Annotated in this window: 15 protein-coding genes; 6 read left to right on the top strand and 9 right to left on the bottom strand. The window is 68.4% G+C overall.

Going from position 1 to position 14,102, the window contains the following annotated elements:
• Positions 1-27 precede the first annotated feature (27 nt).
• Positions 28-525 (bottom strand): MarR family winged helix-turn-helix transcriptional regulator, encoded by a 498-nt coding sequence (locus tag DFR69_RS16275; protein WP_110038415.1) that lies wholly within the window; start codon positions 523-525, stop codon positions 28-30.
• Between the two features lie 265 nt (positions 526-790).
• Here DFR69_RS16275 and DFR69_RS16270 point away from each other — a divergent pair, with 265 nt between their 5' ends.
• The 4 genes from DFR69_RS16270 to DFR69_RS16255 are packed head-to-tail and all read left to right on the top strand — an operon-like array spanning position 791 to position 4,435.
• Positions 791-2,560, top strand: coding sequence for a hypothetical protein (locus DFR69_RS16270; protein WP_244198319.1), 1,770 nt, complete (start codon positions 791-793; stop codon positions 2,558-2,560).
• The gene (locus tag DFR69_RS16265) at positions 2,560-2,751 is read left to right on the top strand and encodes a hypothetical protein (RefSeq protein ID WP_110038634.1); all 192 of its coding nucleotides are present in this window, start codon (positions 2,560-2,562) and stop codon (positions 2,749-2,751) included. The genes DFR69_RS16270 and DFR69_RS16265 overlap by 1 nt, the downstream gene beginning before the upstream one ends.
• Positions 2,748-3,110, top strand: a complete 363-nt coding sequence (locus DFR69_RS16260; RefSeq protein WP_244198289.1) for a hypothetical protein — start codon at positions 2,748-2,750, stop codon at positions 3,108-3,110. Before DFR69_RS16265 ends, DFR69_RS16260 begins: the two co-directional genes overlap by 4 nt.
• Entirely contained in the window at positions 3,107-4,435 is a 1,329-nt protein-coding gene (locus DFR69_RS16255; RefSeq protein WP_110038413.1) for a hypothetical protein, read from the top strand. Before DFR69_RS16260 ends, DFR69_RS16255 begins: the two co-directional genes overlap by 4 nt.
• Here DFR69_RS16255 and DFR69_RS16250 read toward each other — a convergent pair.
• Entirely contained in the window at positions 4,432-5,316 is an 885-nt protein-coding gene (locus DFR69_RS16250; protein ID WP_110038412.1) for an NmrA/HSCARG family protein, read from the bottom strand. The two genes, DFR69_RS16255 and DFR69_RS16250, sit on opposite strands and share 4 nt — an antisense overlap.
• A 122-nt stretch (positions 5,317-5,438) precedes the next feature.
• On the opposite strand from DFR69_RS16250, the gene DFR69_RS16245 reads away from it, so the two are divergent.
• Positions 5,439-6,278 carry a helix-turn-helix transcriptional regulator gene (locus DFR69_RS16245; RefSeq protein ID WP_110038411.1) on the top strand — a complete coding sequence of 280 codons (840 nt, stop codon included), beginning with the start codon at positions 5,439-5,441 and terminating at the stop codon, positions 6,276-6,278.
• Between the two features lie 140 nt (positions 6,279-6,418).
• Complete coding sequence (locus tag DFR69_RS16240; protein ID WP_147123831.1) at positions 6,419-6,748, top strand: hypothetical protein; 330 nt, start codon at positions 6,419-6,421, stop codon at positions 6,746-6,748.
• Positions 6,749-6,759: 11 nt separating this feature from the next.
• Here the strand turns inward: DFR69_RS16240 and DFR69_RS16235 are convergent, their stop codons facing one another.
• The 7 genes from DFR69_RS16235 to DFR69_RS16205 form a co-directional block, all read right to left on the bottom strand.
• Complete coding sequence (locus DFR69_RS16235; protein ID WP_110038409.1) at positions 6,760-7,089, bottom strand: DUF3263 domain-containing protein; 330 nt, start codon at positions 7,087-7,089, stop codon at positions 6,760-6,762.
• Entirely contained in the window at positions 7,089-8,444 is a 1,356-nt protein-coding gene (locus DFR69_RS16230; RefSeq protein WP_110038408.1) for a flavin monoamine oxidase family protein, read from the bottom strand. The genes DFR69_RS16235 and DFR69_RS16230 overlap by 1 nt, the downstream gene beginning before the upstream one ends.
• Before the next feature lie 38 nt (positions 8,445-8,482).
• On the bottom strand, positions 8,483-9,178 hold the full coding sequence (locus tag DFR69_RS16225; RefSeq protein ID WP_110038407.1) for a transporter: 696 nt from the start codon (positions 9,176-9,178) through the stop codon (positions 8,483-8,485).
• Positions 9,179-9,199: 21 nt separating this feature from the next.
• Positions 9,200-10,498 (bottom strand): NAD(P)/FAD-dependent oxidoreductase, encoded by a 1,299-nt coding sequence (locus DFR69_RS16220; protein WP_110038406.1) that lies wholly within the window; start codon positions 10,496-10,498, stop codon positions 9,200-9,202.
• A gap of 4 nt (positions 10,499-10,502) precedes the next feature.
• Complete coding sequence (locus DFR69_RS16215) at positions 10,503-10,877, bottom strand: hotdog fold domain-containing protein (RefSeq protein WP_110038405.1); 375 nt, start codon at positions 10,875-10,877, stop codon at positions 10,503-10,505.
• Entirely contained in the window at positions 10,874-12,532 is a 1,659-nt protein-coding gene (locus tag DFR69_RS16210; RefSeq protein ID WP_110038404.1) for a flavin-containing monooxygenase, read from the bottom strand. Before DFR69_RS16210 ends, DFR69_RS16215 begins: the two co-directional genes overlap by 4 nt.
• A gap of 110 nt (positions 12,533-12,642) precedes the next feature.
• Positions 12,643-14,100: an aldehyde dehydrogenase family protein gene (locus tag DFR69_RS16205; RefSeq protein ID WP_110038403.1), complete on the bottom strand. Its 1,458-nt coding sequence runs from the start codon at positions 14,098-14,100 to the stop codon at positions 12,643-12,645.
• Positions 14,101-14,102: the final 2 nt, after the last annotated feature.

Below are 14,102 nucleotides of genomic sequence, written 5' to 3'. Positions count from 1 at the left end.
GCACGCCGAGTCTCCGTCCCGACTGAACTAGACATCCACTTCCTGACTTTCTGTCGTCACCGGTCGGCGCTCCGCCACGGCGGTGTGGTGCGGAGCGGCCGCCAGCGAATTCCTGAGCTTCTGCACGACCGCGGTGGCCTGCTCGGCTTCGGCTTCGGTCCACTCGGACAGTGCGGCGCGCAACCCGCGGGCCCGTGACTCCCGGACCCGCAGCAGCAGATCGCTGCCCTGGTCGGTGATGCTGATGAGCGTGGCCCGGCCGTCGAGCGGATCGGCGTGGCGGGCGATGTTGCCGGAGTTCACCAGCTCGGCGACATGTCTGCTCAGTGTCGATTGGCTGATGCACAGGTCCGCGGCCAGGTCCACCTGGCGAGACGGTCCCCTGGCCTCGAGCGAGCCGAGCACGCCCACGCCACCGGGGAGCAGGTCCCCTTCGTCCGGATGCGAGAGCGCGGCCCGGATCGCCCTGCCCATGTAGTAGAGCTCCCTGATCAGCCCTTGGGCCGTATCCGGTGACACTGCCATGTCGACTCCCAGCACGAGGATAGTTGCTTGCGCTAACCAACCATAAAACACTTATTTGTACTATGCAACTAACTGGCGCGCACTCGCCCGCCGCCGTGGGTATCGGCATCTGGGGAAATTCGGGGGATACTGCTCTTCAACCCCTCGACCGGGCACTTCGAAACCTCGGAGGACTGCCGTGGCCACAGCGATATCCGCCCCGCCGGCGATTCCGGTCGCGCAGGGCACCGAAGGCGGTGGCGCCGCGCTCGATCAGGTCGCGCTCATGACCGGTGCGGCCGCGGTGGTCGGCGCGGTGCTGCTGTGGGTCGCCTACCTGCATCGGACCCGGCGGATCACCTGGCTCGCACGGCTGGCCGACTTCAGCGGCCGCATCATGAACCGTCCCGGCTGGGTGGCGCTACCGATCGCGATGTTCCTCGCGACCATCCTGACCGCGTTCCTCGGCTTCATCTGGGACGTGAGCCTGCACGTCGGCAAGGGCCGCGACGCCGGACCGCTGGCCAACCCGGCGCACTATTTCATCCTGGTCGGCCTGTTCTTCCTCTTCATCGCCGGCATGCTGGCCGTCATCCTGCCGCTCGACGAGAAGCCGGGCCGGGCCGCGGTGAAGATCACCCGCGACTGGTACGCCCCGGTGGGCGGCATCTTGATCACCGGCGCCGGTTTGTACGCGCTGATCGGTTTTCCGCTCGACGACATCTGGCATCGGCTGTTCGGCCAGGACGTCACGCTCTGGGGACCCACGCACCTCATGCTCATCGGTGGCGCGGGCCTGTCACTGATCGGCGTGCTGCTGCTCGAGCTCGAAGGCCGGTACAACCGGCCCGATCCCGAGCGCGCCGACGGCCGGGTGCTGTGGGCGGTGCGGGCGTTCGCCTTCGGCGGCCTGGTGATCGGGCTGTCGGTGTTCGGCGTCGAGTTCGACTTCGGCGTGGAGCAGTTCCGCCTGGTCCTGCAACCGATGTTGATCGTCTTCGCCGCGACGATCGCTCTGATCTCGGCGCGGCTCACCCTCGGCTCGCTCAGCACCTTGCTGCTGGTGGCCTTCGCGTTCGGCGTGCGTGCCGTCGTCGCGGTCCTGGTCGGGACCGGATTCGAGGCGCCGCGCAATGTGTTCCCGCTCTACCTCGGGGCCGCGATCGTCGTCGAGCTGTTGGCCCTCGTGCCGCTGATCCGCCGACCGCTGTGGTGGGGCGCGCTCGCCGGGCTCGGGGTGGCCACGGTGGGCATCTGGCTGGAATCGCTGTGGGTCGAGCGCGTGTTCGTCAATGCCTGGGTCGCCGGGATGTGGCCCGAGCTGCTCGCGATGGCGGTGCCGGTCGGCGTGGCGGGCGGGGTGATCGGCGCGATGCTCGGCACCGTCCTGCGGGGCGAGGCACTGCCGAAGCCCGCGGTGCGGCGGGGGCTCGTGGTCGCGGCGGTGGTCGTCGCGGCCGCGGCGACCGCGAACGGCTTGATCATCCGGGTACCGGAGAACGCGTCGGCGACCGTCGTGCTCACCGACGCCGAACCGGTCCAGGGCGGACGGATGGTCACCGCCGACATCCGGCTCTCTCCCGCCGATCTGGTCGGCGATGATCCGGAATGGGTGGAGATCCTGTCCTGGCAGGGCGGTATCGGTGACGACAGCCCCGGTCACGGCCTCGTCGTGGACGAACTGCGTCGCGTCGGCGACGACCACTACGTGTCCACCCGCGCGGTACCCGTGCACGGCACCTGGAAAACGGTGCTGCGCTTGCAGGACGGGCGCATGCAGTCCGCGCTCCCGATCTTCATGCCACTCGACCCCGGTATCGGCGCCGCGGAGGTACCCGCACCCGCGAGTTTCACGCGGCCGTTCGTCGCGGAGATCACGGTCCTGCAGCGCGAGCGGTCCTTCGATCATCCGTCCTGGCTGATCGGCCTCGCCGGGCTGGTGGTGCTGGCGTGCAGCCTGGCCCTGATCGCGGCGATGGCGTGGGGCGCCGCCCGCGTCAACGATCGGTATCTGGCGGGCAGCACACCGGAGCACAAGGCGACGGTCGAACCGTGATCGGCCAGGAGAACGTCGACGTTCTCGCCGACCACTCCGCGCTGCTGGCGATTCCCGCGTTCCTGCCCGCCGTGGCCCTGGTCGGGCTGGTGCTGTTCATCGCGATGCGCGATCGGCGCGCCGAGAAGCGCGAGAACGATTCCGCCCGACCAGAATCCGCACCGGCCGAACCCCCGGAGGAGAATCCGTGACCCGTCGCAGGCTGGGCTCGCTCGCGGTCGCCGCGGGCGCACTACTGATGGGCTGCGCATCGGGTGAACCGACCGTCGAGCCCGCGGCGACAGCGCGCACCCTCGACATCCGGATCGCGAACGGCGAAGTGTCCCCGGCCAATACGCGCACCGAGGCCCGGGTGGGACAACCCGTCGTGCTGCGGGTCGACAGTGACGCCACCGACGAACTGCACGTCCACTCCGCTCCCCCACACACCTTTCCCGTGGCCGCGGCCGCTGGCCAGGAATTCCGTTTCACGGTGGCGGTGCCCGGCCAGGTGGAGATCGAACTCCACCACCTCGGGCGGACGGTGACGACCCTGCTGGTCCGGCCGTGAGCCCCCTCGCTCATGGCCTCAACGGCGCGGAAGATCTGCCGATCCCCCTCAGCTACGCGCTGGTCGGCGCGGCATGGACGCTGACCTTCTCGTTCGCCGTCGTGTTCCTAACCTGGCGCAGGCCGCGTCTGGATCCGGAGTCGCCGGGATTCCCCTTGCCCGAGCCGGTGCGCCGGATGATCGACGCGCGCGCGACGCGGATCGTTCTCGCCACGGCGAGCGTGGTGGTCACCGTCTGCGTGCTCGTCATCGCGGTGTTCGGTTCCCCGGATCCGGCGCTGAATCCGGTGCCCGGGGTGCTGTACATCGGCGTCTGGGTCGGCGTGATGGTGGGGTCTTTGCTGATCGGTCCGGTCTGGAAGGTCGTCTCCCCCGTCCGGGCGATCCACCGCCTCGGATGTCGCCTGCTGCGGCGCGCGCCGGAGAACGGGATTCTGCGCTATCGCGAGGAATGGGGACACCTGCCCGCCGCCGTCGGCCTGTTCTCCTTCGTGTGGCTGGAATTGGCCTGGCGCGCACCGGGTTCGGTGAGCTCGGTGCTGACGTGGCTGATCGGCTACCTGGTCGTGACCTCGGCGGGGCTCGTGCTGTTCGGCACGGTCTGGGCCGAGCGGGCTGATCCGCTCGAGGTGTACAGCACGATGCTGGCGCACCTGAGTCCCTACGGGCGCGACCGAACCGGACGACCGGTCCTGCGGAGGCCGCTGAACAATCTCGCGGGAACTCCCGCACTCGCCGGATCGGTGGCCGTCGCGGCGACACTGCTCGGATCCACTGCCTTCGACAGCTTCTCGTCTTTTCCCCGCTGGCGCGAACTGGTCGACGAGCTCTCGCCGACCGTCGACGCGACGCTGGTACGCACGGCGGGCCTGCTGGTCTTCATCGGTAGCGTGGGCGGGCTGTTCACCCTCGCCGCGCGGGCCACCGGTGGCGTGTCCCCCGCCGAGCGAGCGTTGCTACCCCGGCGGCTGGCGCACAGCCTCACCCCGATCGTGGCGGGCTATCTGATCGCCCACTACCTCACGTTCCTCGTCGAGAAGGGGCAGGCGACGGTCCTGCTGTTCGCGGACCCGCTCGATCGCGGCTGGAACATCGCGGGCCTGGCCGATCGCGACGTGGCCTACGTGCTGTCGAGCCACCCCGGCGTGCTCGCCACCTGCAAGGTCGTCGCCGTCCTGCTCGGCCACGTCCTCGGCGTCGCCGCCGCCCACGACCGCTGCCTGCGCCTTCTCCCACCGCGCCACCGCCTCACCGGACAGCTGGCACTGATGCTCACCATGGTCGGCTTCACCTTCACCGGCCTGTACCTGCTGTTCGGCGGCTAGGCCGACCACCCGGTGGCGGCCAGCCAGGTCGGGAAATCCTGCAGCCCGGGGTGGGCTCGGCGGAGCTCGGCGATGTCGACACCTTCGTCGGGGCGCTCGTTGAAGAAGGCGAACATCTTGGCGACCTGCTCGTCGAAGGCACGGACCGCTTCGAGGGGAACGGTGACGCTGCGCGCCGGGAGTCCGGCCGCCGCGCCGAGAGCCCGCGCGATCTGCGGTGGGGTGAGGCGGTCACCGGCGAGAGACAGGGTGCGGCCGAGGTAGTCGGAGGGACGGGCCAAGGCGAGCGCGGCGAAGGCGCCGATGTCGTGGACCGAGATCAACGACATCGGAATATCTTCTCGCACAGCCAGATTCAGTGTGAGCGTGCCCGAATCGAGGACCGGGCGGTTGAACGAACCGAAGTTGTCCATGAAGAACACCGGACGCAGGATCGTCGCCGGGACGCCCGACTCGGTCAGGTAGTTCTCCAGGTGTTCCTTGGCGGCGTAGTACTCGACACCGGAGTCCTGGCCGGCACCGCGCAGCGAGCTGTAGACGAGGTGTTCGACGCCGCTGTCGCGCGCCAGATCGACGACCAGTTCGCCGCGCCGCCGCTCGGCCTCGATCCCGGCCGCGGTGATGTGGACGCCTTCCATCATGGTCAGCATCATGAACACGCCCTGGCTGCCGTCCAGGGCGGCCTGCACACTCGCGTCGTCGTCGAGATCGCCGACGACGAGGTCGGCGCCCGCCTCGCGCAGCGCCGTCGCCTTCGCCGATGCCGGGTCGCGCACGAAGGCACGCACCGCCCGGCCCTGTGCGAGCAGCGCGCGGGTGGTCGCGGTGCCCTGCTGTCCGGTCGCGCCGATGACGAGAACGGGTCCTGTTGTGGTGCTCATGTCGTAATCCCTTGTGATGGCCGGTCTTTCGTGATCGGCTGATGATTACGACAGTAGGTGGCGGCGCGGGCCCGGTCCTGGCACCGATACTGCTACCCAGAACGTCGAGGGGAAGGGGCCCGATGAGCGAGAATCGCCGCGCCGAACTGGCGGCATTCCTGCGCGCCCAACGGGGGCGGCTGCGACCGACCGATGTCGGGCTCCCCGACGACCTGGAACCGGGGCGTCGCCGCACACCGGGCCTGCGCCGCGAAGAGGTCGCCGAACTGGCCGGGGTGAGCCTGACCTGGTACACCTGGCTCGAACAGGGCCGCCGGATCGACACTAGTTCCCAGGTCGCGGATGCTCTCGCCCGCGCCCTGCGTCTCGACGAGGCCAAGCACCGGCACCTGCGCAGGCTCGCGGGGTTGCCCGAGCCGCTCGCCGAGAACACCCCGGCACCGCACACCGACCGGCTCCAGCGCCTCGTCGACGCCCTGCTGCCCAGCCCCGCCGTCGTCCACGACGGGCGGCTCGACTTCGTGGTGTGGAATCGCGCCTTCGCCCTGGTCAGGTTCGACCCAGCGACACTGCCGGGCGATCGCCGAAATCTGTTGTGGTGGATGCTCACCGACGAGGTCAACCGCTCGGTGATGCATCGCTGGGAGGCGGCGGCGCGCGCCGTTCTCAGCCAGTTCCGCGGACTGGTCGGCGCCCGCCCCGACGACCCGCGACTCCTCGACCTGGTCGCCGCGCTGGAGGCAGTGTCGCCCGAGTTCCGGCAGTGGTGGTCGGAGTACTCGGTCACCGAATTCCGTCCGGCCACGATCGGTCTCACCCATCCCACACTGGGCGAGCTGGAACTCGAACTGTTCCAGCTACGCCCCGTCGACCACCCCCAACTGCTGCTCGTGGTGCAACGTCCCGCGACCGACGACACCCTGCGCCGCATCCGCACACTGCTCGATCAATCGACGGTGTGACCGGACGAATGCCTGAAATGCGAGCGGCCGGGTAGGTCAGGAGCACATAGACTCCCCTCGTGAATGACCGAATCTCCACTGCGCGAGACGATTTGGAGCAGCGACTACGTCTCGCGCTCACCGACCAACCGGCCTACACGGTGCGCCAGGTCGGCCGGCGAGAGGTACGGGTCGCCCGCCCGCACGACTTCAAACGGGAAAGCACCCCGTACCGGTTCACGCTGCTCGTCCGCGAGAAGCGCGGCCGTGTCGAAACCGTCGAACACTGGTCCACGGACGGCGATACGCCGCGCCGGCTCCGCGACCGGGAACAGCCGGTCCGCGACACGATCGCGACCGTGCTGGCCGAAGCCGGCTGGAAACAAGGTCGCGGCTTCGTCGGGTGGACGATCGCGGTGGTCAAGGAGGTCACCCTTGGCCTGTTGCTGACGGCGATCGTCGTGGCGATCTGCGCGTTTCTCGCACGATGACCACACGTAGATCATAGTCGTGATCGGTGCTCCACCGCGCGGATCCGACCTGTCGCCTGACCATCGGCCAGTCGGGACAACCGCTCCAGGCATTGGCGGCGCAGCGTCGCGACGGTCGTATTGGTGAGCATGCGCGCGGCGGGTGTGCCGAGCAGCCGGATCAGCCGCCGGTGGAATTCTTCGGGGGTGAGGCCGAATTGGACGAATGCCTCGGCATCGTTGCCGCCGTAAGGCGCCCACACGGCGGCGAATTCCAGTACCGCGATGTCCGCCGGACCCACTGTCCAGCTGCCGGTTTCAGCCGTCGGCCTGGCGCGCGCGTAGGCGTCGGAACGGGTCATCAGCGTCCGAGACTTGCCAGCACTGCGCGCGCCGACCGCTCGCCCGAGGTCGCGGCGTCGGCCAGCGAAGGCACGTCCAACTGGTAGTCACCCGCGAGGTGGATGGGACCGAGCGGATCACGCAAGGTGGGTAGCGTCTTGCGTCGGCCGGGGGCCCAGAAGGGCACGACTCGGCGATGCCTGCGCAGAATCGGTTCTCCCAGTTTGCCTTCCAGTTCGGGGAGCAGGCCGAGCAAGTCGTTGCGGAACCGCGCCACGATCTCCTCGTCGGGCAGGTCGAGCAACTCGTCGGCCTTGCTCCCACCGGCGAAGCAGGCCAGGGCGCCACCCGGCTTGCGGTCGTCGCCGGTACGCAGCGCGGCGGCATGGTTGAACACCGCCTGGAACGACAGCTGCGGCGCGGAGATGCCGAAGTACTTGTCCCACCGCTGCGGCCCGACCTCGTCGGTGAAGAACCCGACCACCACGTAACGGCCATAGGTGATGTCGTCGAACGCGTTCCGGTACTGCTGCGGCAGATCGGGGATGATCCGTTCGGCGACATCGGCGGGCGTGGTGACGATCGCGCGCTCGGCGCGCAACCGCTTGGGCTGATCACCGTCGAGATAGTCGACGATCACCCCGTCACCGTCTCGGCGCACCGAGCGGACCACCGAGTTCAGCCGGATGCGATCGCCCAGATCCGCGGTCAGCACGTCGGTCAGCGTCTGGTTACCGCCGACGGGCAGCGAGAAGTTCGGGACCTTCTCCGGATCCGTCAGCGCGATGCCGACCGAGTAGACGAACTGCGCGGCGGCCGTCTCGTCCGGATCACAGCCCATCCACTGCGCCGACCACGACCGCACGATCGTGGCGGCCAGTTCCGAACGGACACCGTTGAGCAGATACGAGGCCAGCTTGGACTCGAGCCTGGCTCGCACCCGCTGGGCGAACCGGCTCTGCGACTCGAGAAACGGTGCGGCCGAGAGAATGCGCGCACCGACCAGGGCCAGACCCAGCCTATCCATCATCGTCATCCGCGTGCGGAACATGAGCGCGAGCGGATTCGAGGTGTCGACCGTCGACCCGTTCAGGTGCAGCGCGATGCTCTTGCCCGCGAGCGAGCCCATTTCGATGTTGTGCCGCTCGAGTGCGTCGATCAGCGTGCCGGTGCCCTCGGTGAACTGGGTGCCGACATTGATCCAATAGTCGCACTGGCGGACGGTGTCGACGCGTCCGCCGGTGCGATCGGTGGATTCCAGCACGACCACCTCGGCCGCGGGTGCGAGGGTGGTCGCCGCCGTCAATCCCGCCATTCCGGCGCCGATGACGACGACTTCGGTGCGCTCTTCGGGTACGGCCTGGGTGGTGGTCATTTCAGCTCCTGAACTGGATGGTGCGAAGGAATCGCGGATCACGCCGGGACCGAGACATCGCCGGCGGCCTCCGTGGCGTCGACTCGCTTGTTGTGGGCGTCGAATGCGCGGTAAGCGCGGTAGTACGCGAACATCTGCAGGCCCCAGGTCGACAGCGCGAAGATGTAGAAGATCGTGTGCTCGGCGTCGTCGCCCGGGATGTGCACGAAGTCGTAGGTCGCGGCGATCACGAAGCCACACGCGGTCGCGACACCGGCCCACACGGCGTGCCCACGCTCGCCGATATCCCACAGCCGCTTGCTGAAATAGATCAGGAATCCCGTGGTGAGCACGTTGACCACGATGTAGAAGATCTTGCCGGGAGTGCCGATCTCCTCGGCGTAGGTGCTCAGCACGAAACCGACGGCACCCGCGAGTGCGAACGCGCCGATATCGACGGCCGCCGACGGCTTGTATCGGTGGGTGACCTTCATCAAGCCGAGCACCAGGATCAGCGTGATACCGATGGACCGGGAGAATGCGTCCAGGAAATAGGCGAACGCGTACATCGGGCTGTCGTGACCGGCTTTCAGCAGGCCGTAGATCAGGAAATTCGTGCCCGAGGTCGCCACGACGATCCACTCGATGCCGAGCAGGTAGTTCCGGTAGTTCCGGATGAACTTGATGCCATAGGTGAAACCGACAGCGATCATCCAGATGTCCGCGACCGCGAAAAGCAGTTCCTTGAGGGACATGATCTTCTCCTTGAATGGCGTTTACTTGGTGAACGAGGTCACCCGGTCGACGGCACGGTCGGCGAGCCAGCCCAGGTACAGCGCCGGATTGCTGACGAAACTGGGCCAGAACCGCTTGCCGCCGTGCCAGATCGCTTCCAGGTCCTCGTGCCGCGGCGCGCCCGTGACATGATCGGCCAGCAGGTGGCCCACGTACTGCGCCTGAGCGAAGCCGTGGCCGTTGCAGGCCGCCGAGTAGAGCACGTTGTCGGAGGCCTCACCCGCGACGGGAAGCCAGGTGGAGCTCATCCCGATCCAGCCGCCCCAGGCCCGCACCGGCTCGACGTCGCGCAGGCCGGGGAAGCGGTCGTGGAAGCCACGGATGAGATCGTCGACGACGTGCCGCGCGGGAGTGCGATCCGGTAGCGGGTTGCGGCCCGCCTGGATGCGGCGGGTGCCGAAAGCGATGGTTCCGCGCGGGGTGACGCGGTAGCTCTCCAGGATCATGTGCAGCGTGACCAGTGGGGCCCTGCTGGTCCAGCCGATCTCGTCGAGCCGCTCGGGTGCGATGGGTTCGGTTTCGACCAGGGAGGTCCACACCGGAGTGGCGAGATGCTTGGGCGCCAGCGACAGGCTGTTGCTCGCCGCGTTGGTGGTCAGCAGCGCCTTGCGCGCCCTGATCTTGCCGCGCGGAGTGTCGACGACCACCCCGCCACCGGTGTCGGCGATGTCGCGCGCGGGAGTGGACTCGTACACGCGCACCCCTTTGGCGATCGTCGCCGCGCGCAGACCGAGCGCGAACTTGCCCGGATTGACCGTGCCGCCGACGCCCTCGCGGATGCCACCGAGGAAACCCTCCGGCAGCCCCGCTTCGGGACCCTCGACGAATTCGCCCGCCGAGCCGGCCTCGGCCAGGACCCTCGCGTTGCGGCGCGCGTGCCGCAACTGACCCTTCGACACCGCGGCCATCACGATGCCCTCCTGCTTGTAATCGCAGTCGATCCCGTGGTGCTCGATCGCGTCCTCGGCGAAATGCACCGCGTGCTCGGCGTAGCGGTACAGCTCGCGCAACCGCTCCCGCTTCAGCAGGAATCCGAGCAGTTCGGGATCGGCGGCGACGGAGTTCGTGATGTATCCGGCGTTGCGCGAGGTGGCGCCCCACCCCAGCGTGTGTGCCTCGAGGAGCACCACGTCGACGCCCTTCTCGGCGAGGCGAAGGGCGGCCGACATGCCGCCGCCACCGCCGCCGATCACCACGACGTCGCAGTCGATGTCACCGGTTAGCGAGGGTTCGGCCGTCGCGGGTTGTCCGGCCCAGCCGGTGTCGTTGATCAACTCCACGTGCCTACTCCGTTCCAGCGGTGGGAATGACCGCGGTGCCGCGAGCGCGGACCGCGACCAGCGGCGGCTCCAGGACGTGCGCACGGCCGGTGTCGTCGGAGCCGCGACAGATCACCCGCAGCTCGAAATCGACTGTGCGGCTCCGGTTTCCCTTCTTCACCAGGGTTGCCTCGGCCTCGACGACGTCGCCGCCCCGGATCGGGGCGAGGAAGTCCACCGAGGAATACCCGGCGAACAGGCCCTCGTGGCCGTCCACTTCGATCGCCAGATTCGTGCCGACATCGCCGAACAGCTTCAGGGCGAAGGCGCCGTCGACGAGATTGCCGGCGTAGTGCGCGTCGGAGAAGGCGACATACCGCCGGTGGACTGCCTTGCTCATGCGATCTCCTCGTGGATCGGGCCGACGGTGCGCGACTGCGCTTCGCCGTCGATCGCCACACCCGGGTAGCCCCGCTTGGCGATCTCGGTGCACATGCGGCGGTACTTGCCGACACCACCGAGGTAACCCAGGAAGGTGTTGGGCTTGCCCTCGATGTTGGAGCCCCGGTACCAGGAGTCGGTGGTGGCGTACAGGGTCTGGGACACGGTCCACTCGGTGATGTCGACCCACTCCTGCTGAGCCTCCGGGGTGGCCTCGATCAACGTGGCGCCGTTGTCTCGTGCGTGTTCGAGGAGCTCGGCGACCCAATCGACGGCCTGCTCGATCGTCACCACCACATTGCTGGCCAGCGCGGGGCTGAGCGGTCCACCGACCATGAAGAAGTTGGGGAAGTCCGCGGCCATGAAACCCAGGTAGGACCGGATGCCGTCGCTCCAGGCATCCTGCAGCTTCTCGCCGGACGCGCCGGTGAGGTTGAGCCCGTACAGCGGACCGGTGAACGCGTCGAAGCCGATCGCGAGCACGATCGCGTCCACCTCGTAGGTGCCCTCCGAGGTGACGATCGCGTTCTCCGTCATCGTCTCGATCGACTCCTCGCGCAGCGAGACCAGCGAGACGTTGGGCCGGTTGTAGGTCTCGTAGTAGTCGGTGCCGAAGACGCTGCGCTTGGCGCCGAGCGGGTGGTACTTGGGCACCAGCCGTTCCGCGGTGGCCGGATCCCGCACGATCTCGCGGATCTTGTCGTGGAGGAACTCCGACGCGGTCCGGTTCGCTTCGACGTCGAAGAGCAGGTCGGCGAACTCGCCGCCGACGCCCTGGAAACCGCTGCGCTCGTAGGCCGCCTCGTAGCGCCTGCGGCGCTCTTCGTCGGAGACGTCGAAGGCGTTGTCGGTGACGGGACGGTCGGGAATGCCGCCGGGCGAGTGCCTGCACTGCTCACGGAGCCCGACGTAGTTGTCCTTGACAGCGGCGACCTGCTCCGGCGTGAGTTCGGCGTTGCGGGCGGGCATCACGTAGTTCGGGGTGCGCTGGAACACGGTGAGGTGTTCGGCGACCTCCGCGATCAGCGGAATGGCTTGCACGCCCGAGGATCCCGTGCCGATCACGGCGACACGCTTGCCCGCGAGATCGTCGAGGGAGATGTTCCACCGGCTCGTCGACACCGTCAGGCCGGCGAAGTTGGACAGGCCCGGCACGTCGAAGTCCTTCGGCGTCGACAGTCCACCCGCGCCCGAGATCAGGTAGCGGCCACGCCGGATCTCGCCGTTGTCGAGCTCCACTTCCCAGAGCCGGTCGGCGGCATTCCAGGTCGAGGCGACCACGCGGGTGTTGAAGGTGAAGTGTTTACGCAGGTCGAAGCGGTCGGCGACGTGCTCGATGTAGCTGAGGATCTCGGCCTGCGGGGCGAAGCGCTGGCTCCACGTCCATTCCTGCTGGAGCGCCTCGTCGAACGAGTACGAGTAGTAGATGCTCTCGACGTCACAGCGGGCGCCCGGGTAGGTGTTCCAGAACCAGGTGCCACCGACGCTGGGCCCGGCTTCGAAACCGGCGAAGGACCAGCCCGCCGTCGTGAGCCGGTGCGCGAGGTAGAGGCCGGTGAAGCCGGCGCCGACACCGATGACGTCGACGATCTCGGGGGTAGGAGTGGAGTTCATAGGGGGGCAACTTTCGTTGTATGGTCGACCGACTGGATCAACTGACCTAGATTCAGTACAGCAGTGGTCGCGGTCACAGTCAAGGGGTGGGCGGAGATGTTCCGCGTTCGCTACATCGGCAGGTGGGGAGAATCGACGCCGACCACACGGTCGCCGCAGAACACCCGGACGGACTCGCCGGGGCCGTGCCCGCCGATTCCCGAAGTGCCCCAGAAACTCTGGGCCGAGCCGTCGGCCAAGTCGGCGACCTTGGCCCCGTTCACGCGCACCTCGCCCGACAGCACCCGCGAGCCCACCTCGACGGCGCGGTCCAGGTCGCCGCCGAACACGTAGGCGTCGAGGCCGGACGGGTGGGCGTTGGCCACGCGCAGGGCGTGCTCATCGGACTCCACGGCGTGCAGGCTGATGAGCGGGCCGAACAGTTCGGCGGTCGCCAGCGACGCGTCGACACCGGTCGCGACGGTGGGCGACAGGAAGTAACCCTCCAGCCCGGGGAGCTTCGCGGGCTGGTGAATGGTCGCGCCGTGGGCGCGCAGCCCGTCGATCCGGCTCCGCAGCGTCGCGAAGTGCGGGGCGTTCGAGATGGGGCCGAGTTCGGTGCGCTCGTCGAGCGAGTTCCCGACCTCGATGCGGGCGATGCGATCGAGCAGCGCTTCGAGCAGCGGCTCGAGCACGCGCTCGTGCGCCAGCACCTTGCCGGGGCCCTCGCACCACTGACCGTTGAGCTTGGTCATCCCCTCGAGGATGCCGTCGGCGGCCACGTCGATATCGGCGTCGTCCAGCACCAGAGCCGGGTTGTTGCCACCCAGCTCGAGCTGGAGCACCTTGAAGTCCTCCGCTGCCGCGCGCGCGATCGCACGGCCCGCGTTCGGGCCGCCGGTGAAGGAGACGATCTTCACCCGCGGGTCACCGGTGAGGGCCGCGCCCACGTCGCCGGCTCCGTGCAGCACCTGCAGCGCACCGGTGGGCAGGCCCGCTTTGACGAAACTCTCGACGATGATCTGCGCACTGCTCGGCGCGTGCTCCGACGGCTTCAGGATGACCGGACACCCGGCCGCCAGCGCGCTCACCATCTTCGCGGCGGGGATGAAACTGGGGCCGTTCCACGGGGTGAGGATGGCCGCCGGACCCCACGGGACCTTGTAGAGGCGCACGTCACGACCATCTGCCGCCAGCGCCGTGCGACGCGGGATGCTGCGCAGTTCCGCTGCGGCGGAACGGATCCGGTGCGGCAGGAACTGCGCGACCAGCCGGGCCTTGGCGATCGGGACACCGCTGGTGAGGGCGTCGGTGCGGGCGATGTCGGAGATGCGGGACTCGACGATGTCGGCGGCGCGCTCGATGACCTGGGCGCGTTCCTCGCTCGCCGCGTCGTCCCAGCGCTCGAAGCCGTAGGACTGTTCGGCGTGCCGCAGGGCGCGTTCCACGTCGGCCGCCGAGGTGGTCACCGTGCGGTGCACGGGCTCGCCGGTGTTGGGATCGAGGTTCCACGCGCCGGGGATCGTCGCGCACTCCGACCACTCGTCGGCGATGTAGTTGATCGGTTGGGGCAGTTCTGGTTTCGTCATCA

The organism is Nocardia neocaledoniensis (genome assembly GCF_003182135.1).
Lineage (GTDB): Bacteria > Actinomycetota > Actinomycetes > Mycobacteriales > Mycobacteriaceae > Nocardia > Nocardia neocaledoniensis.
The sequence above is the reverse complement of the archived record's forward strand: the minus strand, read 5'-3'. Positions and strand labels throughout refer to the sequence as shown.

Bases quoted from the DNA above. Each gene is read 5' to 3' on its own strand.
- DFR69_RS16230 (WP_110038408.1), bottom strand. From the start codon at position 8,444: ATGACCACCACCCAGGCCGTACCCGAAGAGCGCACCGAAGTCGTCGTC.
- DFR69_RS16225 (WP_110038407.1), bottom strand. From the start codon at position 9,178: ATGTCCCTCAAGGAACTGCTTTTCGCGGTCGCGGACATCTGGATGATC.
- DFR69_RS16205 (WP_110038403.1), bottom strand. From the start codon at position 14,100: ATGACGAAACCAGAACTGCCCCAACCGATCAACTACATCGCCGACGAG.
- DFR69_RS16215 (WP_110038405.1), bottom strand. From the start codon at position 10,877: ATGAGCAAGGCAGTCCACCGGCGGTATGTCGCCTTCTCCGACGCGCAC.
- DFR69_RS16210 (WP_110038404.1), bottom strand. From the start codon at position 12,532: ATGAACTCCACTCCTACCCCCGAGATCGTCGACGTCATCGGTGTCGGC.
- DFR69_RS16250 (WP_110038412.1), bottom strand. From the start codon at position 5,316: ATGAGCACCACAACAGGACCCGTTCTCGTCATCGGCGCGACCGGACAG.
- DFR69_RS16275 (WP_110038415.1), bottom strand. From the start codon at position 525: ATGGCAGTGTCACCGGATACGGCCCAAGGGCTGATCAGGGAGCTCTAC.
- DFR69_RS16245 (WP_110038411.1), top strand. From the start codon at position 5,439: ATGAGCGAGAATCGCCGCGCCGAACTGGCGGCATTCCTGCGCGCCCAA.
- DFR69_RS16270 (WP_244198319.1), top strand. From the start codon at position 791: ATGACCGGTGCGGCCGCGGTGGTCGGCGCGGTGCTGCTGTGGGTCGCC.
- DFR69_RS16235 (WP_110038409.1), bottom strand. From the start codon at position 7,089: ATGACCCGTTCCGACGCCTACGCGCGCGCCAGGCCGACGGCTGAAACC.